General features: G+C 65.9%; 21 protein-coding genes and 1 tRNA gene. 10 read left to right on the top strand and 12 right to left on the bottom strand.

What is annotated here, in order from left to right:
• Nucleotides 1-16 precede the first annotated feature (16 nt).
• The gene (gene trxA / locus PSEEN_RS02730; RefSeq protein WP_011531961.1) at nt 17-889 is read left to right on the top strand and encodes a thioredoxin; all 873 of its coding nucleotides are present in this window, start codon (nt 17-19) and stop codon (nt 887-889) included.
• A 99-nt stretch (nt 890-988) separates the two neighbouring features.
• On the opposite strand, the gene PSEEN_RS02725 is transcribed toward trxA, so the two are convergent.
• Complete coding sequence (locus PSEEN_RS02725) at nt 989-1,333, bottom strand: hypothetical protein (protein WP_011531960.1); 345 nt, start codon at nt 1,331-1,333, stop codon at nt 989-991.
• Nucleotides 1,334-1,468: 135 nt separating this feature from the next.
• On the opposite strand from PSEEN_RS02725, the gene PSEEN_RS02720 reads away from it, so the two are divergent.
• The 5 genes from PSEEN_RS02720 to PSEEN_RS02700 all read left to right on the top strand — a co-directional run bounded on the left by PSEEN_RS02720 (nt 1,469) and on the right by PSEEN_RS02700 (nt 5,367).
• Nucleotides 1,469-2,011, top strand: a complete 543-nt coding sequence (locus tag PSEEN_RS02720) for a DUF2796 domain-containing protein (protein ID WP_011531959.1) — start codon at nt 1,469-1,471, stop codon at nt 2,009-2,011.
• Entirely contained in the window at nt 2,012-2,722 is a 711-nt protein-coding gene (locus PSEEN_RS02715; protein WP_011531958.1) for an ABC transporter ATP-binding protein, read from the top strand.
• Nucleotides 2,722-3,987, top strand: a complete 1,266-nt coding sequence (locus PSEEN_RS02710; RefSeq protein WP_011531957.1) for an ABC transporter permease — start codon at nt 2,722-2,724, stop codon at nt 3,985-3,987. The genes PSEEN_RS02715 and PSEEN_RS02710 overlap by 1 nt, the downstream gene beginning before the upstream one ends.
• 107 nt (nt 3,988-4,094) lie before the next feature.
• Nucleotides 4,095-4,574, top strand: a complete 480-nt coding sequence (locus tag PSEEN_RS02705; RefSeq protein ID WP_044488640.1) for a DUF3299 domain-containing protein — start codon at nt 4,095-4,097, stop codon at nt 4,572-4,574.
• Nucleotides 4,575-4,683: 109 nt separating this feature from the next.
• Entirely contained in the window at nt 4,684-5,367 is a 684-nt protein-coding gene (locus PSEEN_RS02700) for an OmpW/AlkL family protein (RefSeq protein ID WP_011531955.1), read from the top strand.
• Between the two features lie 49 nt (nt 5,368-5,416).
• Here the strand turns inward: PSEEN_RS02700 and PSEEN_RS02695 are convergent, their stop codons facing one another.
• Nucleotides 5,417-6,625, bottom strand: a complete 1,209-nt coding sequence (locus tag PSEEN_RS02695; protein ID WP_011531954.1) for an MFS transporter — start codon at nt 6,623-6,625, stop codon at nt 5,417-5,419.
• 101 nt (nt 6,626-6,726) lie between these two features.
• Here PSEEN_RS02695 and PSEEN_RS02690 point away from each other — a divergent pair, with 101 nt between their 5' ends.
• Entirely contained in the window at nt 6,727-7,167 is a 441-nt protein-coding gene (locus PSEEN_RS02690; protein WP_011531953.1) for a winged helix-turn-helix transcriptional regulator, read from the top strand.
• 93 nt (nt 7,168-7,260) lie between these two features.
• Here the strand turns inward: PSEEN_RS02690 and PSEEN_RS02685 are convergent, their stop codons facing one another.
• The gene (locus tag PSEEN_RS02685; RefSeq protein WP_011531952.1) at nt 7,261-8,193 is read right to left on the bottom strand and encodes an NAD-dependent epimerase/dehydratase family protein; all 933 of its coding nucleotides are present in this window, start codon (nt 8,191-8,193) and stop codon (nt 7,261-7,263) included.
• Nucleotides 8,186-9,070 carry a sugar nucleotide-binding protein gene (locus PSEEN_RS02680; protein WP_011531951.1) on the bottom strand — a complete coding sequence of 295 codons (885 nt, stop codon included), beginning with the start codon at nt 9,068-9,070 and terminating at the stop codon, nt 8,186-8,188. Before PSEEN_RS02680 ends, PSEEN_RS02685 begins: the two co-directional genes overlap by 8 nt.
• A 170-nt stretch (nt 9,071-9,240) precedes the next feature.
• Here PSEEN_RS02680 and PSEEN_RS02675 point away from each other — a divergent pair, with 170 nt between their 5' ends.
• On the top strand, nt 9,241-10,077 hold the full coding sequence (locus PSEEN_RS02675; protein ID WP_011531950.1) for an alpha/beta hydrolase: 837 nt from the start codon (nt 9,241-9,243) through the stop codon (nt 10,075-10,077).
• 102 nt (nt 10,078-10,179) lie between these two features.
• On the opposite strand, the gene PSEEN_RS02670 is transcribed toward PSEEN_RS02675, so the two are convergent.
• Nucleotides 10,180-10,992, bottom strand: a complete 813-nt coding sequence (locus tag PSEEN_RS02670) for a helix-turn-helix domain-containing protein (protein ID WP_011531949.1) — start codon at nt 10,990-10,992, stop codon at nt 10,180-10,182.
• Between the two features lie 180 nt (nt 10,993-11,172).
• Between PSEEN_RS02670 and PSEEN_RS02665 the strand changes: the two genes are divergently transcribed.
• A complete protein-coding gene (locus PSEEN_RS02665; protein ID WP_011531948.1) occupies nt 11,173-12,615 on the top strand; it encodes an alanine/glycine:cation symporter family protein in 1,443 nt (480 codons plus the stop codon).
• 160 nt (nt 12,616-12,775) lie between these two features.
• The gene (locus PSEEN_RS02660) at nt 12,776-13,765 is read left to right on the top strand and encodes an asparaginase (RefSeq protein ID WP_011531947.1); all 990 of its coding nucleotides are present in this window, start codon (nt 12,776-12,778) and stop codon (nt 13,763-13,765) included.
• Between the two features lie 118 nt (nt 13,766-13,883).
• Here PSEEN_RS02660 and PSEEN_RS02655 read toward each other — a convergent pair.
• The 7 genes from PSEEN_RS02655 to fdnG form a co-directional block, all read right to left on the bottom strand.
• A tRNA-Sec gene (locus PSEEN_RS02655) sits at nt 13,884-13,979 on the bottom strand.
• Nucleotides 13,980-13,985: 6 nt separating this feature from the next.
• Nucleotides 13,986-15,908, bottom strand: a complete 1,923-nt coding sequence (selB, locus tag PSEEN_RS02650) for a selenocysteine-specific translation elongation factor (protein WP_011531946.1) — start codon at nt 15,906-15,908, stop codon at nt 13,986-13,988.
• Nucleotides 15,905-17,332, bottom strand: a complete 1,428-nt coding sequence (gene selA, locus PSEEN_RS02645; protein WP_011531945.1) for an L-seryl-tRNA(Sec) selenium transferase — start codon at nt 17,330-17,332, stop codon at nt 15,905-15,907. Before selA ends, selB begins: the two co-directional genes overlap by 4 nt.
• 145 nt (nt 17,333-17,477) lie before the next feature.
• Nucleotides 17,478-18,404 (bottom strand): formate dehydrogenase accessory protein FdhE, encoded by a 927-nt coding sequence (gene fdhE / locus PSEEN_RS02640; protein ID WP_011531944.1) that lies wholly within the window; start codon nt 18,402-18,404, stop codon nt 17,478-17,480.
• Nucleotides 18,405-18,408: 4 nt separating this feature from the next.
• On the bottom strand, nt 18,409-19,065 hold the full coding sequence (locus tag PSEEN_RS02635; RefSeq protein ID WP_011531943.1) for a formate dehydrogenase subunit gamma: 657 nt from the start codon (nt 19,063-19,065) through the stop codon (nt 18,409-18,411).
• Entirely contained in the window at nt 19,062-20,012 is a 951-nt protein-coding gene (gene fdxH / locus PSEEN_RS02630; RefSeq protein ID WP_011531942.1) for a formate dehydrogenase subunit beta, read from the bottom strand. The genes PSEEN_RS02635 and fdxH overlap by 4 nt, the downstream gene beginning before the upstream one ends.
• Nucleotides 20,012-23,080: a formate dehydrogenase-N subunit alpha gene (gene fdnG, locus PSEEN_RS02625; protein ID WP_158020226.1), complete on the bottom strand. Its 3,069-nt coding sequence runs from the start codon at nt 23,078-23,080 to the stop codon at nt 20,012-20,014. Before fdnG ends, fdxH begins: the two co-directional genes overlap by 1 nt.
• Nucleotides 23,081-23,138 lie beyond the last annotated feature (58 nt).

Below are 23,138 nucleotides of genomic sequence, written 5' to 3'. Positions count from 1 at the left end.
GTTTGCGAGAGTCACGATGAGCCAGGAAACGCAGTACATCTTCGATGCCACCGATGCCACCTTCCAGCAGCTGGTCATCGAGAACTCCTTCCACAAGCCTGTGCTGGTGGACTTCTGGGCCGAGTGGTGCGCGCCGTGCAAGGCGTTGATGCCGCTGCTGGCGAAGATCACCGAGGGCTACCAGGGCGAGCTGCTGCTGGCCAAGATCAACTGCGACGTCGAGCAGCAGGTGGTGGCCCAGTTCGGCATCCGCAGCCTGCCGACCGTGGTGCTGTTCAAGGACGGCCAGCCGGTCGACGGTTTTGCCGGCGCCCAGCCCGAATCGGCCATCCGCACCATGCTCGAACCCCATGTACAGATGCCCGCGCCGCCCACCGCCGCGCCGCTGGAGCAAGCCAAGGCACTGTTCGCCGAAAGCCGTTTCAGCGAGGCCGAAGCCCTGCTGCAGGTGCTGCTGGGTGAAGACAACAGCAACGCCGAGGCGTTGATTCTCTATGCCCGCTGCCTGGCCGAGCGTGGCGAACTGGGCGAGGCGCAAGTGGTGCTCGACGCGGTCAAGACCGACGAGCACAAGGCCGCCCTGGCCGGCGCCAAGGCCCAGCTGACTTTCCTGCGCCAGGCCGCCAGCCTGCCGGAGGCCGCCGAGCTCAAGACCCGCCTGGCGCAGAACCCGCAGGACGACGAGGCGACCTACCAGCTGTGCATCCAACAGTTGGCGCGCCAGCAGTATGAAGCGGCGCTGGACGGGCTGCTGAAGCTGTTCCAGCGCAATCGCGCTTACGAGAATGGGCTGCCGCAGAAAGCGTTGCTGCAGGTGTTCGAGCTGCTGGGCAACGAGCATCCGCTGGTCGGCGTGTACCGTCGCAAGCTCTCAGCAGCGATGTTCTAAGACCCACCGCTGTTCGCCAGCAAGGCTGGCTCCTACAGGTATCGCGCCACCCGTGCGTACCCTGTAGGAGCCGGCTTGCCGGCGAACGCTTTTGAGCGGTCACCCCACCCAGTGATACACCGGCGCATCCGCGCCACTTTCCACCTTCACCTCACTGCTGTGGCGCAACCGCACCAGCAGCCGCTTGCCCGCCGCCACACTGCCGGCCAGCCCTTCCAGGCGTTCCAGCAACTCTGGCCCACTCATCTGCCCCGCCTGGCGCAGCACCTCGCGCGCGGCGAGCCATTGCCCGTCATCCTGGCGCGGCGCCGGGGCGGCGCTGGCCTGAATCGCCTCGACCACGGCAGGCGCCTCCAGCCGATGCCCAAGCTGCGCCCACTCCTCAGGCGCCAGCTCGATGGTCAAGTCCACCGGCCAGTCACCGATCTGTCCACGAATTCTCACGCTGCCTTCCTCGATCCTGGGCTTGAATGCAGCCATGCTCCCACGAACATGAAACCTGTGCCAGGCAGGCTGGCGAGGCAAATAGAAGTTGTTATAACATTACCAAATCTTTCCTAGCCGCCCCTGGAGCCGTCCATGCGTCGTCTGCTGCTCGCCCTGCCCTTCGCCCTGCTTCCCCTGGCCGTGGCCCATGCCCACGACGACCATGACCACGATACCCTTGGCGCCCACGAGCACGGCGTGGCCAAGCTCAACGTGGTGCTCGACGGCAACACCCTCGAACTGGGGCTGGACAGCCCGGCGATGAACCTGGTGGGCTTCGAGCACGTCGCCAGCACCGATGCCGACAAGGCCAAGGTCGCCGTTGCCCGCCAGCAGCTGGAACAACCGCTGAAGCTGTTCGGCCTGGCCCAGGCCGCCGGCTGCACGGAAGAGAACCAAGAGCTGGAGAGCCCGCTGTTCGAGGCCACCGACAAACAGGCCCAAGGTCACCAGCACGCCGACATCGAGGCCCATTACCAACTGACGTGCGCCAACCCCGACAAACTCACCCGCATCGACCTCGCGCCGCTGTTCAAGACCTTCCCGCAAACCCAGAAGGTCAACGTGCAACTGATCGGCCCGAACGGCCAGAAAGGCGCGGAAGCGACGCCCGCCAAGGCCGTGGTCGTATTCTGAATGCGCCAGCCGTTGATCGACCTGCATGACCTGGTGTTCGCCTGGCCCGGCCAGGCGCCGCTGCTGGATATTCCCTCGTTTCGCCTGGAGCCGGGCGAGGCGCTGTTCCTCAAGGGCCCCAGCGGCAGCGGCAAGACCACCCTGCTCGGCCTGCTGGGCGGCGTGAACCGCCCGGGCCAGGGCAGTATCCAGCTGCTCGGCCAGGACCTCGCGGCGCTGGGCCAGGGTGCCCGCGACCGCTTCCGGGTCGACCACACCGGCTACATCTTCCAGCAGTTCAACCTGTTGCCGTTTCTCTCTGTACGCGAGAACGTCGAGCTGCCTTGCCGCTTCTCGAAAAGTCGCGCCGAACGCGCCAGGCAGCGCCATGGCAGCGTCGACCAGGCCGCCGCGCAACTGCTCGCGCACCTGGGCCTGGACGATCCGGCCCTGCTCGCCCGCCGCGCCGACAGCCTGTCGATCGGCCAACAGCAGCGGGTAGCCGCGGCCCGTGCGCTGATCGGCCAGCCAGAGCTGGTGATCGCCGACGAACCCACCTCGGCGCTCGACGCCGACACCCGCGAGGCCTTCATCCGCCTGCTGTTCGCCGAATGCCGCGCGGCCGGTTCCAGCCTGTTGTTCGTCAGCCATGACCAGAGCCTGGCGCCGCTGTTCGACCGACACCTGTCCCTGGCCGAGCTCAATCGCGCCGCCAAGCCCCGGGAGGCCTGATGTACCTGCTCCGCCTTGCCCTGGCCAGCCTGGCCAACCGCCGCTTCACCGCCCTGCTCACCGCCTTCGCCATCGCCCTGTCGGTGTGCCTGCTGCTGGCCGTCGAGCGCGTGCGCACCGAGGCCCGCGCCAGCTTCGCCAGCACCATCAGCGGCACCGACCTGATCGTCGGCGCCCGCTCGGGCTCGGTGAACCTGCTGCTGTATTCGGTATTCCGCATCGGCAACGCCACCAACAACATCCGTTGGGACAGCTACGAGCACTACGCCAAGGATCCCCGGGTGAAATGGGCGATCCCCATCTCCCTGGGCGACTCGCACCGCGGCTACCGGGTGATGGGCACCACCGGCGACTACTTCAGCCATTACCAGTACGGCCGGCGCCAACACCTGGCACTGGGCCAGGGCCGCCCGTTCGCCGACGACCCGTTCGAGGTGGTACTGGGGGCCGAAGTCGCCGAAGCGCTGCACTACAAGCTCGGCGACAAGCTGGTGCTGGCCCATGGCGTGGCGGCCGTGAGCCTGGTCAAGCACGATGACAAGCCGTTCACCGTGGTCGGGGTGCTCCAGCGCACCGGCACGCCGGTGGACCGCACCTTGCACATCAGCCTGGCCGGCATGGAGGCGATCCACATCGACTGGCACAACGGCGTTCCGGCCCGCGGTGCCGGGCGCATCAGCGCCGAGCAGGCACGTACCATGGACCTGCAGCCCACGGCCATCACCGCCTTCATGCTCGGCCTGAACAACAAGATCGCCACCTTCAGCCTGCAGCGCGAGATCAACGAGTACCGCGGCGAGCCGCTGCTGGCGATCCTCCCCGGCGTGGCCCTGCAAGAGCTGTGGAGCCTGATGGGCACCGCCGAGCAGGCGCTGTTCGTGGTGTCGCTGTTCGTGGTGCTGACCGGGTTGATCGGCATGCTCACGGCGATCCTCACCAGCCTCAACGAGCGACGTCGGGAGATGGCCATCCTGCGCTCGGTGGGCGCGCGCCCGTGGCATATCGCCGGGCTGCTGGTACTGGAAGCGCTGGCCCTGGTGCTGGCCGGCATCGTGGCCGGGCTGGGGTTGCTGTATGCCGGGATCGCCCTGGCCCAGGGCTATGTGCAGGCCAACTATGGGCTCTACTTACCACTGGCCTGGCCAAGCGCCCATGAGTGGACACTACTGGGTATCATCCTGGGCGCGGCGCTGCTGATGGGCAGCGTGCCGGCCTGGCGCGCCTACCGGCAGTCGCTGGCCGATGGCCTGTCGATTCACCTGTGAGAGTACCCATGCACTTTTATCGTTTCTTCGTTGCCTGGGTTCGCCGGCAAGCCGGCTCCTACAGATGGGGCGCGCTTGCGGTGCTCCTGTTTGCGCTGGCGTTCGTCATGCCTGCCGGTTGGGCTGCCGAGCCCCGTGAGCTGGACTGGCCGGCCTTGATTCCCGAGGGCGCACCGGTCATCCCGCCGCAACTGACACCGCTGCATGACCTGTCGCAGATCAGCAACGCACTCTCGGCCGAAGCTGCCCCCGCCGCCCGCCAGCAAGCGCCCAACGCGCCGGTGGTCAAGGCGCTGGACGGCCAACCGGTGAAGATCCCCGGCTACATCGTGCCCCTGGAAGTCAGCGACGAGGGCCGTACCACCGAGTTCCTCCTGGTGCCCTACTACGGCGCCTGCATCCACGTGCCACCGCCGCCGTCGAACCAGATCGTGCATATCTTCAGCGAGATGGGCGTGCGCGTCGAAGACCTCTACCAGCCCTACTGGATCGAAGGCACGATGCAGGTCAAGGCCTCCAGCAGCGAGCTGGCCGACGCGGGTTATCAGATGGAAGCCGAGAAAATCTACGCTTACGAGCTGAAATGAGAACGGGTTCCGCCCCGTGAAACCGCTTCGTTGAGCTGGGTCAAACTTTCTGTTTAGTCAGCTTCGTACCATTGGACTACTCGATTACTCACGTCCTTTGGGAGCTTCCATGAACAAGTCCTTGCTCAGTGCCTCGCTCGTCGCGCTGGCGCTCGCAGCGCCCGTTGCCCACGCCCACCAGGCGGGGGATTTCATCCTCCGTTCCGGCGCCATCACCACCGCGCCGAACGAAAACAGCGGCGACCTCAAGCTTGATGGCGCAAAGGTTTCGGGCACCAAGGCGACCCTGGACAGCGACACCCAACTGGGCCTGGCCTTCGCCTACATGCTCACCGACCACATCGGCCTGGAACTGCTGGCCGCCACCCCGTTCAAGCACACCGTCGGCGTGAAGGGCCTGGGTGCCGGCCTGGACGGCAAGCTGGCCGACATCAAGCAACTGCCACCGACCCTGTCGCTGCAGTACTACCCGATGGAACCCACTTCGAAGTTCCAGCCTTACGCGGGCGTGGGCATCAACTACACCCTGTTCTTCGATGAAGACCTGAGCAGCAACCGCAAGGCCCAGGGTTTCAGCAACATGAAGCTGCAGGACTCGATCGGTATCGCCGGCCAGCTGGGCATGGACTACATGATCACCGACAACCTGCTGTTCAACGCCGCGGTCTGGTACGTCGACATCGACACCAAGGCCACCATCGACGGCCCGAGCGCCCTGGGCGTCGGCAAGACCAAGGTCGACGTGGATGTCGACCCGTGGGTCTACATGGTCGGCATCGGCTACAAGTTCTAACTCACCGCCACCCACTCCCCTTGTAGGAGCCAGCTTGCTGGCGAAGCTTCTAGCATTCGCCAGCAAGCTGGCTCCTACAAGGGCGTACTTGCACCAACCAGCAACACCAGGCCATTGCACTGACCCCCGCCCCCAGCCCGCACACGGCTCCCCATCCCCACCGCCCATACACCCAGGTCGCCACGACCGCCCCCACCCCGCTACCGATTGAATAGCAGCACATGTACGCGCCGATCAAACGGCTCGCCATCTCGCCGCGCCCCTTCAACAACAAGCTCTGGTTGGTCACATGCACCGCCTGCACGGCCAAGTCCAGCATCAGCACACCCACCACCAGCGCCAGCAGCGACTGCTCCAGGAAGGCGCTCGGCAGCCAGGACAACGTCAGCAGCCCGAGCGCAAGGCCAGTGGTGCGCTGGCCAAGGCCCCGGTCAGCCAGGCGGCCGGCCCGTGATGCGGCCAAGGCACCGGCAAGCCCAGCCAGGCCGAACAGGCCGATCCGGGTGTGGTCGAGCGCCAGCGGCGCGGTGCTCAAGGGCAGCACCATCGCGCTCCATAAAATACTGAAGGCGGCGAAGACCAGCAGTGCGAGCATGCCCCGCCGACGCAGCAGCGAATCATCCCGGTACAAGCGCAGCGTCGAACCCAGCAACGCCCAGTAACGCTGCCTTGGTGCGAACGGCCGAGCGGCGGGCAAACGCCAGGCGAGCAGCAGCACCATCAGCAGCGCCAACCCAGCCGCCGCGAAATACACCCCACGCCACCCCAGCAGGTCGGCCGTGACCCCGGCCACCAGCCGAGCCAGCAAAATGCCCAGCACCACGCCACTGGTCACCGAGCCCACCACCTGCCCTTGCTGGGCGGGCGTGGCCAAGGTGGCGGCATGCGCCACCATCACCTGCACCACCACGGCCATCAACCCGACCATGGCCATGGCCGCCAGCAACAGCACCCAATGCTGGGAAAACGCCACGCCCAGCAGGGCCACCGCCGAGCACAGCAACTGCCCAAGGATCAGCCGTTTGCGGTCGAGCAGGTCACCCAGCGGCACCAGCAGCAATAGGCCCGCGGCATAGCCCGCCTGGGTCGCGCCGACCACCAGGCCAACCTGCCCAACGGGCACGCCCAGGCTGGCCGCCATCGATTCCAGCAGCGGCTGGGCGCAATACACCGTCGCCACCGCCAGCGCGCAGGCGGCGGCGAGCAGCAGGGTCAGGCTCCGGGTGATAGGTGGTGGAACAGTGGTCTGGGATGTCATGGCACGGCCCTTGTTGATCTAGTTTTAAATTAAAACCACCTGCTGGATTTCTAGCAAAGGTGGTTTTAATCTGCAACCAGAACAACCCAAAGGAACAACTGATGCTCGACGAGAACAACCAACAATGCCCCGTGGCTCGCGCACTTGAAGTCATCGGCGATCGTTGGGCACTGATGATCCTGCGCGACACCTTCGACGGCCTGCGGCGCTTCAGCGAGTTGCAGCGCAACCTGGGGCTGGCGAAGAACATCCTTGCCGCGCGCCTGAAACTGCTGGTCGAGGCAGGCCTGCTCGCGCAGCAACCGGCGTCCGATGGCAGCGCCTACAAGGAATATGTGCTGACGGAGAAAGGCCACTCGGTGTTTCCGATCGTGGTCGGCTTGCGCCAGTGGGGGGAGCGGTTTCTGTTCGTGGAAGGCGAGTCACGCTCGCAGTTGCTGGATGACCGCGATCAGCCGCTGGAAACGCTTCAGGTTCGGGCCAAGGATGGTCGGGCGGTAGGGCCGGATGATTGCCATCGGCGGGTGATTCGGCATTCATGAGCGGTTCGCCGGCAAGCCGGCTCCTACAAGGGCCAAGATCCATCCTGTAGGAGCCGGCTTGCCGGCGAACCTCACGTGAGGCGATACCCGATATCAGGCCTTGCCAAGCAACCTCGCCAGCCCCTCGGTGAACGGCGTCGGTGCGGGGAAGTCGAAGCGCGCCAGCAACCGCGCGTTATCCGCCCGGGAATGGCGGATGTCTCCGGAACGCGCCGGCCCATGGCTGACCGCAGGCAGCGTGCCGACCACCTGCTCCAGCGCCGCCAGCAACTGGTTCAGCGAAGTCGCCTGGTTCAACCCGATATTCACCGCGCCCTCTTCGACCGCGTCCTGCTCCAGGGCCTGCACCATCACCTGGACCAGATCCCCGACATACAGGAAGTCACGGGTCTGCTCGCCATCGCCGAACACGGTGATCGGCTGACCGGCCAGGGCCCGCTCGCAGAAGATGCTGATCACCCCGGAATACGGCGAGGACGGGTCCTGGCGCGGCCCGAAGATATTGAAGAAGCGGAACACCACCGGCTCCAGCCCATGCTGGCGGCGGTAGAAGTCCAGGTACTGTTCACTGGCCAGCTTGTCCACCGCATAGGGGGTCAGCGGCGCCTTGGGGGTGTCCTCGACGATGGACTGGCCTTCGCCGTTGTTGCCATACACCGCCGCGCTGGAGGCGAACAGCACGCGGCGCACGCCATTCAGGCGCATGGCCTCGCACACGTTGAGGGTACCGATGAAGTTGCTCTGGTGGGTCTTGACCGGGTCTTCCACCGAGGCCTGCACCGAGGCCACCGCCGCCAGGTGCACCACCGCCCGGCAACCGGAGGCGGCGCGAGCCACCAGGGCCGCGTCGGCAACATCGCCTTCAAGCAGCTCGAGCCGTGGATGCCCCAGCTGGAGATTGTCACGCTTGCCGGTGGACAGGTCGTCGAGGATGCGCACCGCGTAGCCTTTGTCCAGCAACGCATCGCACAGGTGGGAACCAATGAAGCCGGCACCGCCGGTGATCAGGATGGGGGCATCAGCCATGTCGGTAGAAACGGTCCAGTAGCGGCGGCAAGCCAGAGCGCCAGGCGCGTGGCTTGATACCAAAGGTGTGAAGGATCTTCTTGCAGGCCAGCACCGCATGCTGCGGCTCTTCGCTGGCATCCGGGCGCGCGGCATGGGCCTGCGCGGTGGGCTGCTGCACGGCCAGCTGGCGCCACTGCACGGCCTCGGCGAGGATCGCCTGGCCCAGCGCCAGTGGCGTGGTGGCTTCGTTGCCGGCGTAATGGTAGGTGCCCCACAGCGGCGCCTTGCAGTCGAGCTGCTTGAGCACCGAGAGGATTACCCGGGCAGCGTCGTCCACCGGGGTCGGGTTGCCACGGCGATCGTCGGCCAGCAACAGCTCCTGGGGCTGTTCGGCACGGGTCAGGAAACGCCCGAGCGCGCCATCCAGGCTTTCATCAAGCAGCCAACCGAAACGCACCAGCACATGCTGCGGGCAGGTGGCGCGTACGCTCTGCTCGATGCGCCAAAGGGCCTGGCCACGCACGCCGAGCGGTACCGGTTCGTCCTTCTCGCTGTAGGCGGTGGCGCGCGAGCCATCGAACACGCGGTAGCTGGACGGCTGCACCAGCACGATCTCGTGGTGCTGGCACAATTCGGCGAGCCGCTCCACGGCGCGCTCCTGCTGGGCCAGGCGCTGCTCGCTGACAGATTCTGCCTGGAACCAGTCGAAGTAGTACGCCAGGTTGACCAGCGCGTCGGGGCGGTGCTCGTCGAGCAACAGCGTCAGGCTGGCCGGGTCCCAGCCGCCTTCCGGCGGGCGCGGTGCCAGGAACGCGATGTCTTCCTCGGCCCCGAGGCGAATCAGCGCTTGCCCGAGGGCATTGCCACCACCCAACAGCATCAGGCGCATACGCATAGAGTCAACAGGTCCGCTCAGGTCGAAGGAGGAAAGGGGCCATTTTGCGGTTTCCGGCAGGGGAAGTCCAACACAGGCCCGCCACGCGCCGATTTGCCGCTCCCCCCATCGGGTTCCCCCATTGCTGAACAGCCACTTATACTGCGCCAGGCATGCTCAAGGAGACTTCCATGGACGCCGCATCGACCATCCCGCAGCGCAGCCGCTGGCAATTCGACGAACCCGCCCCTGGTGCGGAGCATTTCATCGACGAGGCATTCGACGGCTATCGGCAGCAGGCCCGCCTGCTGGTCCCGGACAGCGAGCGCGCGGCGCCGGTACTCGTGGTGGGCGGCGCCCGCTCGGACTTCACCCGGCTCAACCCGCTGCTGTATCGCCTGCAACAACAAGGCATCGGCTCGCTGACCGGCAACCTGTCCGGCCACAGCCTGGCCAGCGAGCCCGGGGCGAAGGACGCCTCGCTGGCCAGCAACCTGCAGGAGGCCCTGCGTTTCCACCAGCACCTCGACGCCCGCAGCGACACCTTGATCGGCCACAGCCTGGGTGGCGCCATCGCCCTCAAGCTGGCGGCCCAGCGCCCAAGCGTGCGCAAGCTGGTGCTGATCTGCCCGGCGGTGTACCCCGATGCGGCCCATGACGCGCCCTTTGGCCCCGCGTTCACTGAAGCGATCCGCAAGCCATTCGCCTTCCTCGACTGCGACAGCTACGCCTTCCTGCGCCAGTTCCAGGGCCGGGTACTGCTGGTTATTGGTGAGTACGACGGGCTCAACTCGAAGGTCCACGGCCAAGGCGCGGGCACGTCGGCCGGCACCCGTCGGCTGGCGGGCGTCGAGCGCTACAGCCCGATCCCCGAGGAAGTCACCCACGCCTTGCTGCGCTCGGTACCGGCGCCGCATGTGGAATGCCTGATGCTCACCGATTGCGACCATGGCATTGCCGCGCACCTGCGCGACCGGCCGGAGGTGGCGGACCAGGTGGCCGATGCGGTGAGTGCATTCATTCTGTAGGAGCGGCTTCAGCCGCGATCACCCGCGTAGTGGGTGCCAGACACCGCGGTGTCCGCATCGCGGCTGAAGCCGCTCCTACAGAAGGCCTGCGACAGCGATGGATCATTCGATCTCGAACAGCCCATTGCTGATCATCCCGGCACTCAGGCGATCACGGATGTCGTCATCGATGCGCGGATCGTCCGGGCGGTACAGCCTGACCTGACGGAACGCGTTGATCCGGTTGATCTCCTCCCCCAGGTACTCCCAGACCACCCGCGTGCAGGCCGGGTTACGCCGGTCGCCGCTGGAAACACCGATCTTCAATCCATTGAGGCGGCTAATGCGGCTTTTGAAGCTGGGAATAAGGATGGTCTGGCTCATCTCGTTCAAGGTCAACGACTCGTAGTCGACCAGGAACAAGCGGTCCTGCAGTTGAAACGCCGCCCCCAGATACCGGCAACGCACTTCGGCGTGCGGGTCGCTGGCACTGCTGCGCTCCTGGCGCTCCTGACGCTCGAACAGGTAGCGCTCGCGCTCTTCGCGCAGGTGCACCAGCGACACCAGGATCGAACCCGGCACCGACATGCAGTTGGAATATTCGAAGTAGTAGCCGCAATAGCGCGACAGGTTGCCGACATGGTCGTTCAGCGGCTTGAACAGCTCGCTGATCGGATTGCTCTGCTGGGCAGCCTGCGCCAGCGGGTTGCGCGCACCGATCAGGCGGGCGAACTGCTCGTGGGGCAAACTCAGCTCGTAGTCCTCCACGCCGAAGAAGTCACCGATGCGCTTGAGGTTGTACGCCGTCGGGCGGCTTTGCCCGCTCAGGTACTTGTTGAATTGTGCCCGGTTGATCGACAGCTGCCGGCAAACCTCGGAGATAGAGCGGTAGTGACTACAGGCGAATTTGAGGTTGACAGCGAAGTGATCGCCCATGATGCGGGGGTCCAGATGATGCGAGTGATGCAATTCTAGCATCAAGTCGCACCAAAATGGAGCAACCCGCGAAATTGTAACCGCTGTTGTCATGACCAACCATGCGCCCCAACGAATAGCGGTGCGCCTGCCGTCCGCTGGTCTTTCCACACGAAGAATAAGAATCGAGGTCATTTTTCAATGCTCGAAGCACTCAACGATTTCCTCTCGGGGAAACTGCTCATTGTGCTGATCGTCGGACTCGGCGGTTATTTCACCATCCGTTCGCGGTTCGTCCAGTTCCGCCATTTCGGCCACATGTTCGGTGTCTTCAAGGAATCCCTTCGCGGCCAGGCAGGCCAACTGAGCTCGTTCCAGGCCCTGATGCTGAGCCTCGCCGGCCGTGTCGGCGCCGGTAACATCGCCGGTGTCGGTATCGCCGTGACCCTCGGCGGCCCGGGCGCCGTGTTCTGGATGTGGGTCACCGCGCTGGTGGGCATGTCCAGCAGCTTCTTCGAGTGCACCCTGGCCCAGGTCTACAAGCGCGCCGATGGCGACGGCCTGTACCGCGGCGGCCCGGCGTACTACATCCAGCACGGCCTGAAGCTGAAAAGCATGGCCATCGTGTTCTCGATCCTGCTGCTGGTCACCTACGGCTTCGCCTTCATCGGCCTGCAGTCGTACACCGTGACCCACTCGCTGCAGAACGCCTTTGCCTTCGATCCGAAACACACCGGTATCGTCCTGGCGGCCCTGCTGGCCCTGACCTTCATCGGTGGTATCAAGCGCATCGCCGCGGTGTCCGACCTGCTGGTACCGGTCAAGACCCTGGCCTACATCGGCGTGACCCTGTACGTGATCGGCACCCAGATCGAACACGTGCCTGCCATGCTGGAGACCATCTTCAAGAGCGCCTTCGGCCTCGACCCTGCGTTCGGCGGCCTGCTCGGCAGCGCCATCGTCATGGGCGTGAAGCGTGGCGTGTTCGCCAACGAAGCAGGCCTGGGCAGTGCGCCGAACGTCGCCGCCGTGGCCGCGGTGAAACACCCGGGCGCCCAGGGCGTGGTCCAGGCGTTCAGCGTGTTCCTCGACACCTTCGTGATCTGCACCTGCACCGCGCTGCTGATCCTGCTGTCGGGCTTCTACACCCCGGGCTTCGAAGGTGACGGCATCGTCCTGACCCAGAACTCGCTGGCCGCCGTGGTCGGTGACTGGGGCCGCCTGTTCGTCAGCGTCGCGCTGTCGCTGTTCGTCTTCACCTGCATCCTCTACAACTACTACCTGGGCGAGAACAGCCTGCAGTTCCTCAGCCGCAACCGCGTCGTGCTGATGATCTTCCGCGGCCTGGTGCTGGCGCTGGTGGTGTGGGGTTCGACGCAGGACCTGTCGACCGTGTTCGCCTTCGCCGACATCACCATGACCTGCCTGGCGTTCGTCAACCTGATCGCCCTGGCCATGCTGTTCAAGGTCGGCCTGCGCGTGATGCGCGACTACGACGAGCAGCGCAAGGCGGGCGTCAAGCAGCCGGTGTTCGACTCCAGCAAGTTCACCGACCTGGACCTGGACCGTGCCGCCTGGCCGGCCAATCCGCAGGCCGAAACAGCCACTGACAAAGCTGCCGTACAGGCACAGGCTCAGCGCTGATATTCTCCCCTGCCCCAGCCGCCCCGTCCGTGGGCGGCTGACCTTTTCTTTGTCTTCGGGCCCCATCACCCTACAGGGGTCGCCTAACCCCAGGCATGCTTTGCACCTGTAGGAGCCGGCTTGCCGGCGATAAGGCCTGACATCGCTACGGAATGTTTCCATGCGTGTAGTCAAGAATCTTCTCGTCCTTTACACCGGTGGCACCATCGGCATGCTGCAGACCGCCGAAGGCCTCGCACCGGCCGGTGGCTTCGAAGCGCGCATGCGCGAGCACTTCGCCGCCTGCGGCGATGCGCCGACGCTGCAATGGTCGCTGCGTGAACTGAACCCGCTGATCGACAGCGCCAACATGCAACAGGCCAACTGGCTGGCGATGCGCGACGCCATCGTCGAGGCGGTCGAGCGCGACGGCCATGATGGCGTGCTGGTGCTGCACGGCACCGACACCCTGGCCTACAGCGCCGCAGCGTTGTCGTTCCTGCTGCTGGGCCTGCCGGTGCCGGTGCTGCTGACCGGTTCCATGCTGCCAGCTGGTGCGCCGGACAGCGATGCCTGGGCCAACCTGGTCGGCGCCCTGAACCTGTTCGAAAGCGGCCTGGAAGACGGCGTGCAGCTTTACTTCCACGGCCAGCTGCTGCATGGCTGCCGCGCCTCCAAGCTGCGCAGCGAGGCGTTCGACGCCTTCACCGTGCTGCCCCGCCATCGTGAGGGCGAACGCGCGCCTGAGCTGCCGACCCGCCTGGACTACCGCCAGCCACGCCTGCCGGTCAAGCTGGCGGTCATGCCGGTGTTCCCGGGCCTTGCCGCCGAACACCTGCGTGGCCTGTTCGATAGCGGTATCCAGGGGCTGGTGCTGGAGTGCTACGGCAGTGGCACCGGGCCGTCCGACGACCAGGCACTGCTCGACGTGTTGCACGATGCCCGCCAGGGTGGCGTGATGATCGTCGCCATCAGCCAGTGCCCGGAAGGGTCGGTGGTGTTTGACACCTATGCGGCCGGTAGTCGCCTGCGTGATACCGGGCTGGTCAGTGGCGGCGGCATGACCCGCGAGGCGGCGCTGGGCAAGCTGTTTGCGCTGCTGGGCGCAGGGTTGGACGTGCAGGCGGCGGAGCATTGGTTCGCCCTGGACCTGTGCGGCGAGCGGGCTTAGGGAGGGCGTTCGCCAAAGGCGTTGTGTCGTCTATCTGACCGAGCGCCGCCCGTGCGGCGCTCGATCTTGAAAGCGCTGCAAGGCTGTCGCCCAGCACCTGATCGCCCTCAGAAAAAATTGGCGGAAGGCAGCGGGAGTCGAACCTGCCCGGGAACGGCTGCCGTCCCCAACCGGGTTTGAAGCCCGGCCGCGCCACCGGGCGCGATTGCCTTCCTTGAAATCAGGGCCCGCGTTGCGGCTGGGCCAGGGCGCTGTCGACGCGGATATGACGCAGGTCGCCAACTCGTCGGGTCAAGCCAACGCGGTCGAAGTACTCGAGAATCTGCACAGTGCGCTTGCGACCGATGACCAAACCATCGCGAAACGCCGCGACCTGCACTATCGGCGATGTCTCGGCCTGGCGCAACAGCAGCTCTGCCATACGCCTCAGCGTCGTCTCCGGGTAGAACAGGTCGCGCACCACCTGGTGCACCAGGCCCAACCGGGCCAGCTTGCGCAACAACAGGCGCACGTCAGCCTCGTCGCAGCCCTCCTCGCCGGCCAGGGTCCGTACCCAGGGTGGGTCGAACTCACCTGCCAGCAGGCGCGGCAACAGTCGTTCCCACAACGCAGTATCCGCGTCGCTCAACTGGACCTGGTGATCCGGCAGGTGCAGCCATGGGCCACTGCTGCTGATCGCGCCTTCGCCCAGCAACTCATCCAGCAGGCTGACAAATGCGGGGCGCTCCAACGGCAGTGCGGTAAAGCGGCGCAGTCGATCACGGTCCGGGCCGAGCTGATCAGGCTCCTGTTCATGGAACTGCGCCAGGCGCTCCAGCACTTGTCGCTTGAGCGCCTGCCACTGTAGGCGATCGAACAGCAGCTGACCTTGACGCGTGGCAATCACCAGCACCGTTTCCGGCAACTGCCAGGTCTCACGCAGGCGATTGAACTGGCGCTCCAGACGCTGGGGCTGGAGCCCGCCGGGGGCTGCCTCCAGCAATGCCGGCAACGCCCGTTCGAGGCTGTCGGCATTGCGCAGCACCTGCAACTGGGTCAAGCGCGCCTCGCTGCGTCGTTGCCGGCTTGGCGCGAACGGATCGAGCACGCGGCCACCTCCCAACGTGCGCTGGGCGCGCTGGTCGCGCAGCACCAGGCGATCCCCATGCACCGCCTGCAACGGTGCATTGAGCAGCAGTTGGGCGAACATGCGCTGGCCAGCCTCGAGCCGTTCTCCTTCGAGCAACGCGACCCGGGCAGTGACATCCTGGGTCCCCAGGTGCACATGCACCGCGCTGAAATGCTCGAACACGCGGGTTTCTCCCGCCAGCAAGGTGAGGTCGATATCGACCCGCACGCTGGGTGCATGCAACCACTCAGGCAGCAGCCAATCGCCGCGATGCACCTGCTCGGCCGAGAGCTTTTCCGCGCTGATATTCAAGGCCACCCGCTGCCCGGCCTCGGCCACCAATGCCGCCTGGTTCTGCGCATGCAGGCCACGCACCCGCACCGGTTTGCCAGCCTTGCCCAACAGCAAGGTGTCGCCGACGCTGACCTGCCCGGCCAGCGCCGTGCCGGTGACCACCACCCCTGCCCCGGAAACCGCGAAGGCCCGGTCCACGGCCAGGCGGAAACCGCCGCGCACGCTGCGCTGGCGAACATGCGCCTCGGCCGCCAGCAAGGCCTCGCGCAGGGCGCCGATCCCCTCGCCGGACAGGCTCGAAACCGGAAATTGCCTGGCCCCGGCATAGGGCCCTGGCGCAAGCAGTTCGGTGACCTGTGCCTGGACTTCGCTCAACCGCGCCGGCTCGACCCGGTCGCATTTGCTGATGACCACCAGCGCCTGGGGAATGCCCAACAGTTCGATGATCGACAGGTGCTCGCGGGTTTGCGGCATCACCCCGTCGTCGGCGGCCACCACCAGCAGCACCAGGTCGATGCCATGGGCGCCGGCAAGCATGTTGTGGATAAAACGCTCATGGCCGGGCACATCGATGAACCCGGTCAGCGGCGCGCCTTCGGCCAGCGCCGCGTAGCGGTAGCCCAGGTCGATGGTCATGCCGCGGGCACGCTCTTCCTGGCGCGTATCGCCGGCCTGGCCGGTCAGGGCCTGGAGCAGCGCGGTCTTGCCATGGTCGATATGGCCGGCGGTACCGACGATCACTGCACCGGCCCCAGCTGCAACGCCGGCAGTTGCGCCAACCATTGCGCCTCGTCATCCAGCTGGCGCAGGTCGAGCCACAGGGCGTCGTCATAAATACGGCCGAGCACCGGCACCGGCAGGTCGCGCAACGCCCGCTCCAGCACATGCAGGCTGCGCCCGCGCAACTTCTTCGACACCTGCGGACGCAGGCACAAGGCCGCGCTTGGCAAGCGCGCCACGGGCTGGCTGCCGCTGCCGATCATGCCCAGGGCCGATTCGACGCGAACCTCCCACTGTGCACCCAGCCGTGCGGCCAGCTCAGGCGCCAGGCGCTCGGCCTGGGCGGCGATTTCAGCCTGGGGCCGGGTAAGCAAGCGCAGGCTTGGCAGGCGCTCGGCCAAGCGATCGGGGTTGCGGTACAGCGCCAGCACGGCTTCGAGTGCCGCGAGGGTGATCTTGTCCACCCGCAAGGCACGCTTGAGAGGGTTCTTCTTGATCTTCGCAATCAGGTCCTTGCGCCCGACGATGATCCCTGCCTGTGGCCCGCCGAGCAGTTTGTCGCCGCTGAAGGTGACGATGTCGGCGCCGTCGGCCAGCGCCTGGCGCACGGTCGGCTCGGCCGGCAGGCCCCATCGGGTCAGGTCGAGGAGGCTGCCGCTGCCCAGGTCCTCGAGCAGCGGCAGGCCATGTTCGTGGGCGATACGCGCCAGCTCGGCGGTGGGCACCTGGGTGGTGAAGCCCTGGATGCTGTAGTTGCTGCAGTGCACGCGCATCAGCAGGCCAGTGCGCGGATTGATCGCGCCTTCGTAGTCGCGGGCGTGGGTGCGGTTGGTGGTGCCGATCTCGTGCAGCTTCACACCCGCGCGGGCCATGATGTCGGGGATGCGGAAGGCGCCGCCGATCTCGATCAGCTCGCCGCGGGAGATGACCCCCTCCTTGCGCGCGCCCAGGCTGTTGAGCGCCAGCAGCACGGCGGCGGCGTTGTTGTTGACCACGGTGACGGCTTCGGCGCCGGTCAGTTCGCGGATCAGGCCTTCGATCAGGTCGTCGCGGTCGCCGCGCTTGCCGGTGTCGAGGTCGAACTCCAGGTTCAGCGGGTAGCGGGCGGCGGTCTGCATGGCGTCGATCGCCTCTTCGGGCAGCAGTGCTCGGCCGAGGTTGGTGTGCAGTACCGTACCGGTGAGGTTGAAGACGCGGCGTACCTGGCTGCGTTGCTGGATGGCCAGGCGTTCGCCGGCGCGGCCCAGGAGCACTTCGGCGGCCAGTTCGGCGGCGCTCAGCTGGCCCAGGCGGGCCGGTTCGCGCAGGTCGTCGAGCAACTGGCGCAAAGTAGCCAGCACGGCATCGCGGCCATGGCGATCGAGCAGGGGCGCGCAGACCGTGTGGCGCAGCAGGGTATCAATGGAGGGCAAGCGTGGGGTGTCGCTGGCGAGGCTTGAAGACATGCGGTACTACCTATGACTGATCCGTTGTCTGTTCTGGCCCGTTCGCCAGCAAAGCCGGCTCCTACAGGTGAGGTGTCGCCGGTACACCTGTAGGAGCCGGCTTTGCCGGCGAACGGGGGCAACTCGGTATTGCAGTGTAGACCCGTTACTCTCCCCCAGGCGCCAGCAGCAGGTTGGGTGCCAGCCGATGGAAGCCCTCCTCGTCCAGCCGCATATCCAACGCCAGGCTCGCCAGGTCATCGGCCAGCGGTTCGGCCGCGGCGTCGTTCTCCAGGTAGCACTGCTTCAGGTAGCTCTCGCACCCCGGGCAGCATTCGGCGCGCAACGGCGCCTTGCCCGGTGCATGTCGGTCATCGTCGAGATTGGTGTAGCGCAAATCCTTGCTCGACTCGCAATACACGCACTTGACCCGCACCACATGCCACTCACAGGCACACAGCGAGCAGGCCAGGTAACGCAGGCCATTGTGCTTGCCCCGGTTGCGCACCACCCCGGCCATCGCTGGCGAACCACAGGCCGGGCACTGGGCCAGGCTGCCCGCAGGCTTGAGCTCGGGCGCCGGCAAGGCCAGCAGCCAGCTGGACCACGCTGCCTGCAACGCGGCACCGATAAAGGGCACCAGCGCCGCCGGCACCGCGTCGTACTGGCCACCGAGCAGGGCAATCGCCCAGCCCTTGCGCTGGGCATCGTCGCTGCCACGCAACGCATCCTGCGCCTCGGCCAGTGGCCCGCCAGGCTCGGCCTCGAAGCGCTCGAGCAACGCCTGCAACCAAACCAGCCAAGGCCCTTCACGCACCAGGCTATCGGCCGCCAGGGGCGGCAAACCATGACTTATACACAGACGCTGGCGCTCTTCGGCCACTGGCAAGCCAGCAGGCGGGTTATCCACAAGCTGCTGCTGAACCCGGCACAGTCGGGCCATCAGTCGCAGGTAGTCACCCAGGGCGTTGCCCTCGGCCAGGTGCTCCAGCCGCGCGGCGCGCACCTCGAAGAGGTTGGCGGGGGGCAGGTGCAGGAACGGCGGCATCACCGCCGACGCTTCGATCTGCCCGGGTTCGAGAATCGTGCTCAAACGGTCATCCTTCTTTTCCACCGTGGTTGTGTGGCGTCTTGTCGCCGGTCACTTCGCGGTACCACAGTTCATGGTGTTTGCGCGCCCAGGCGCGGGTCACCCAACCATGCAGCATCGCGCCGATCGAGCCCTTGATCCAGATCCCGGCGTAGATGTGCACGATGATGCTGAGAATCAGCACGAACGCCGCCAGCGCATGCAGCAGCGCGGACAGGCGAATGACCTCGATGCCGAACCAATGGCTGAAATACGCGCGCCAGATCACCACGCCGCTGACCAGCAGCACCAGCATGCACGCCAGCAAGGTCCAGAACAGTAGCTTCTGCCCAGCGTTGTACTTGCCGATCGGCGGCACGCCCTCTTCCTTGTTGAGCATCACCCGGTCGATGCGGCGCAGCCACAGGCGATCGTTGGCAGTGATGAAGTTGGCGCGCCAGAAGCGCAGCACCAGCCCGAGGAAGAACACGAACATGCCGACGCCGATGAACGGGTGCAGGATCCGCGTCCATGGCCCGCCACCGAACAGGTGGCTGAGCCAGAACAGCGCCGGGTGGAACAGCGCCAGCCCCGACAGCCCCGCCAACACGAACAGGATCGCGACGATCCAGTGGTTGCTCCGCTCGTTGGCGTTGTAGCGCAGGATGGGTTTGTTGTCGTTCATGGCCGCTGCTCCCCCTGCCCGCCCGGGCGGTTCGGATCATAGACATGTACTGCCGGGTCGACCTGATGCACGCTGCTGTCCACAGGCGCCGGGTGTTCATCCTCCTCGACCCGCTGCGGGCCCACGCGCACGTAGTGGAAGAACCCGGCCAGCACCGCCGCGCCCATGGCCAGCAGCGCCAATGGCTTGGTGAAGCCCTTCCACAGCCCAACCAGCGGGCTGATCACCGGTTGGTCCGGCAGGCCGGCGTAGATCCGTGGCGTGTCGGCGTGGTGCAGCACATACATCACGTGGGTGCCGCCAACGCCGTCTGGGTCGTACAACCCGGCCTTGTCGTAGCCCCGCGACTTCAGGTCGACGATGCGCTCGTCGGCATGCACCTTCATCTCCTCCTTGCTGCCGAAGACGATCGCCCCGGTCGGGCAGGTCTTCACGCAGGCCGGCTCCAGGCCCACGCTCACACGGTCGGAACACAGGGTGCACTTGTACGCCTTGTGGTCCTTCTGCGAGATGCGCGGGATGTTGAACGGGCAGCCGGTGATGCAGTAGCCGCAACCGATGCAGTGGTCCTGGTTGAAGTCGACGATGCCGTTGGCGTGCTTGATGATCGCCCCCGGGCTCGGGCAGGCCTTCAGGCAACCTGGGTCGGCGCAGTGCATACAGCCGTCCTTGCGGATCAGCCACTCCAGGTTGCCATCGTCACGCTCGTGCTCGGTGAAGCGCATCAGGGTCCAGGTCTCGGCGCTGAGGTCCTGGGGGTTGTCGTAGGTGCCGTGGTTGTGGCCGACCTCGTCACGCAGTTCGTTCCACTCCGAGCACGCCACCTGGCAGGCCTTGCAGCCGATGCACTTGGTGGTGTCGATCAGCTTGGCGACTTCCTGCTGCTGGCGTACCGAGGGCGGCACGGTGGTGGTGGCCGAGCGGGCGATGATGTCTTGGCTGGCCATCAGAGTTTCTCCACTTTGACGAGGAACGACTTGGACTCCGGCGTCTGGGTGTTGCCATCACCAAGGAACGGCACCAGGGTGTTGGTGAGGTAGCCGTGCCGTGTGCTGCCGGTGAAGCCCCAGTGCAACGGGATGCCGATCTGGTGCACGGTCTGGTTGTTGACCTGTAGCGGACGGATCCGCTTGGTCACCACCGCCACCGCGTCGATATGCCCGCGCTTGCTCGACACCCGCACCCGGTCGCCGGCCTTGATGCCTTTCTCGTTGGCCAGCACCTCGCCGATCTCGACGAACTGCTCGGGCTGGGCAATGGCGTTGAGCCGGCAATGCTTGCTCCAGAAGTGGAAGTGCTCGGTCAGCCGGTAGGTGGTCGCTGCATGGGGAAACTCGTCGTGCGTGCCCAGGGTGTCCCACACCGAATCGAAGATCCGCCCGGCCGGGTTGCTGGTGGCCTTCTTGTTCTGCGGATGCAGCGGGTTGATGCCGATGGGGGTCTCGAACGGCTCGTAGTGCTCGGGGAACGGCCCTTCGGCCATCTTGTCGATGGCGAAGAACCGCGCCACGCCCTCGGGGTTCATGATGAACGGGTTCATCCCCGCTTCTGGCGGCGAGTCGACCTTGAAGTCCGGCACGTCAGTGCCGGTCCAGGCCTTGCCGTTCCACCACACCAGGCGCTTCTTCTCCGGGTCCCACGGCTTGCCTTGCGGGTCGCTGGAAGCGCGGTTGTAGAGAATCCTCCGGTTGGCCGGCCAGGCCCAGGCCCAGTTCTGCACCTGGTGCATGCCGTAAGGGTCGCTGTTGTCGCGCCGGGCCATCTGGTTGCCCTGCTCGGTCCAGCAGCCGGCGAAGATCCAGCAGCCGGACGCGGTGCTGCCGTCGTCCTTCATCTGGGCGAAGCCGGCCAACTGCTGGCCGGCCTTGAGCGTGGCACCGGTGGCATCGGTGAGGTCGCTGACCGCCCAGCCGTTCATCTCCTTGGCCAGCTCCTCGGGCGACGGCTCTTCCGGGACCTTGTACGGCCAGCTGAGGTTGAGCATCGGGTCGGGGTAGGCACCACCTTCGGCCTGGTAGCGCTTGCGCAGGCGCAGGAACAGCTCGCTCATGATGTGCACGTCGGTGCGGGTTTCACCCGGGCCGTCGGCGCCCTTCCAGTGCCACTGCAGCCAGCGGCTGCTGTTGACCAGCGAGCCATCCTCCTCGGCGAAGCAGGTGGTGGGCAGGCGGATCACCTCGGTCTGGATGTTGGCCGTGTCGACGTCGTTGAACGCCCCGGCGTTGCGCCAGAACTCGGACGTTTCGGTGGCCAGCGGGTCCATGATCACCAGCCACTTGAGCTTGGCCAGGGCCGCGGTGACGCGGTTCTTGTCCGGCAGCGCGGCGATCGGGTTGAAGCCCTGGCACATGTAGCCGTTGACCTTGCCCTGGCCCATCATCTCGAACATGCGCAGCACGTCGTAGGCCGGCACGTCGAGCTTGGGCAGCCAGTCGTAGCCCCAGTTGTTGGCGGCGGTGGCATTGGCGCCGTACCAGGCCTTCATCAGGCTGACGTGGAACTTGCCGTAGTTCTGCCAGTACGAAAGCTGCCCCGGCCGCAGTGGCTTGGAGGCGCGCTTGTCGATGTAGGCGGCGTAGTCCTGCTCGGCGTCGCCGGCCAGGGTGAGGTAGCCCGGCAGCGAGTTCGACAGCAGCCCCAGGTCGGTCAGGCCCTGGATGTTGGAGTGCCCGCGCAGGGCGTTGACCCCACCGCCCGGCATGCCGACGTTGCCCAGCAGCAACTGCACCATGGCCGCGCTGCGGATGATCTGCGCGCCAATGGAGTGCTGGGTCCAGCCCAGGGCGTAGAGGATCGTCATGGTCTTGCCCGGCACCGAGCAAGTGGCGATCTCTTCCCAGATCTTCATCATCTGATCCTGCGGCATGCCGCAGGTCATGCTCGCCAGCTCAGGCGTGTAGCGGCTGTAGTGCTGCTTCATCAGCTGGTAGACGCACCGCGGGTGCTGCAGCGTCGGGTCGACCTTGGCGAAGCCGTCCTCGCCCAGCTCGTAGCCCCAGCCGGACTTGTCGGCGTAGGTGCGCTTGGCCGCGTCGTAGCCGCTGAACAGCCCGTCCTCGAAGCCATAGTTCGCTTTGACGATGAACGACACGTCGGTGTAGTTGCGCACGTACTCGTGCTGGATCTTGTCGTTGCTCAGCAGGTAGTTGATCAGCCCGCCCATGAAGGCGATATCGCTGCCGGTGCGAATCGGCGCGTAATAATCAGCCACGGAAGCGGTACGGGTGAACCGCGGGTCGACCACGATCAGCCGCGCCTTGTTGTGCGCCTTGGCTTCGGTCACCCACTTGAAGCCGCACGGGTGCGCTTCAGCGGCGTTGCCGCCCATCACCAGGACCAGGTTTGCGTTGGCGATGTCAGACCAGTGATTGGTCATCGCGCCACGGCCATACGTCGGGGCAAGACTTGCCACCGTCGGGCCGTGTCAGACACGCGCCTGGTTATCGAACCCCAGCATGCCCAGCGAGCGGATCACCTTGTGCGTCATGTAGCCCGCTTCGCTGGAAGCGGCGGACGCGGCGAGGAAGCCGGTGGTGAGCCAGCGGTTGACCGTCTGGCCCTGGGCGTTCTTCTCGATGAAGTTGGCGTCGCGGTCCTGTTTCATCAGGTCGGCGACACGGTCGAGGGCTTCGTCCCAGTCGATGCGGGTCCACTCGTTGCTGCCCGGCTTGCGCACCTCGGGGTACTTGAGGCGGCTGGGGCTGTGGATGAAGTCCAGCAGGCCGGCGCCTTTCGGGCACAGGGTGCCGCGGTTGACCGGATGGTCCGCGTCGCCCTCGATATGGATGATGTTCTGTTTGACGTTTTTACCCGCGTCACCCTGGCTGTACATGATCAGGCCGCAGCCGACCGAGCAGTAGGGGCAGGTGTTACGGGTTTCTTTGGTGTGCGCCAGCTTGAAGTGGCGCACCTGCTCGGCGAACGCGGGTGTCGGGGCCATGCCCAACGCCGCGAGGCTCGAGCCTCCAAGGCCGACGGCGGCGACCTTGAAGAATTGCCGACGGTTGAGGTCCATCGTGCACTCCTGATCAGGTTCGGGCGCGCGGGACATGGCCGGCGCCTCAGGGACTTCA

It is taken from the genome of Pseudomonas entomophila L48 (genome assembly GCF_000026105.1).
Taxonomy (GTDB): domain Bacteria; phylum Pseudomonadota; class Gammaproteobacteria; order Pseudomonadales; family Pseudomonadaceae; genus Aquipseudomonas; species Aquipseudomonas entomophila.
The sequence above is the reverse complement of the archived record's forward strand: the minus strand, read 5'-3'. Positions and strand labels throughout refer to the sequence as shown.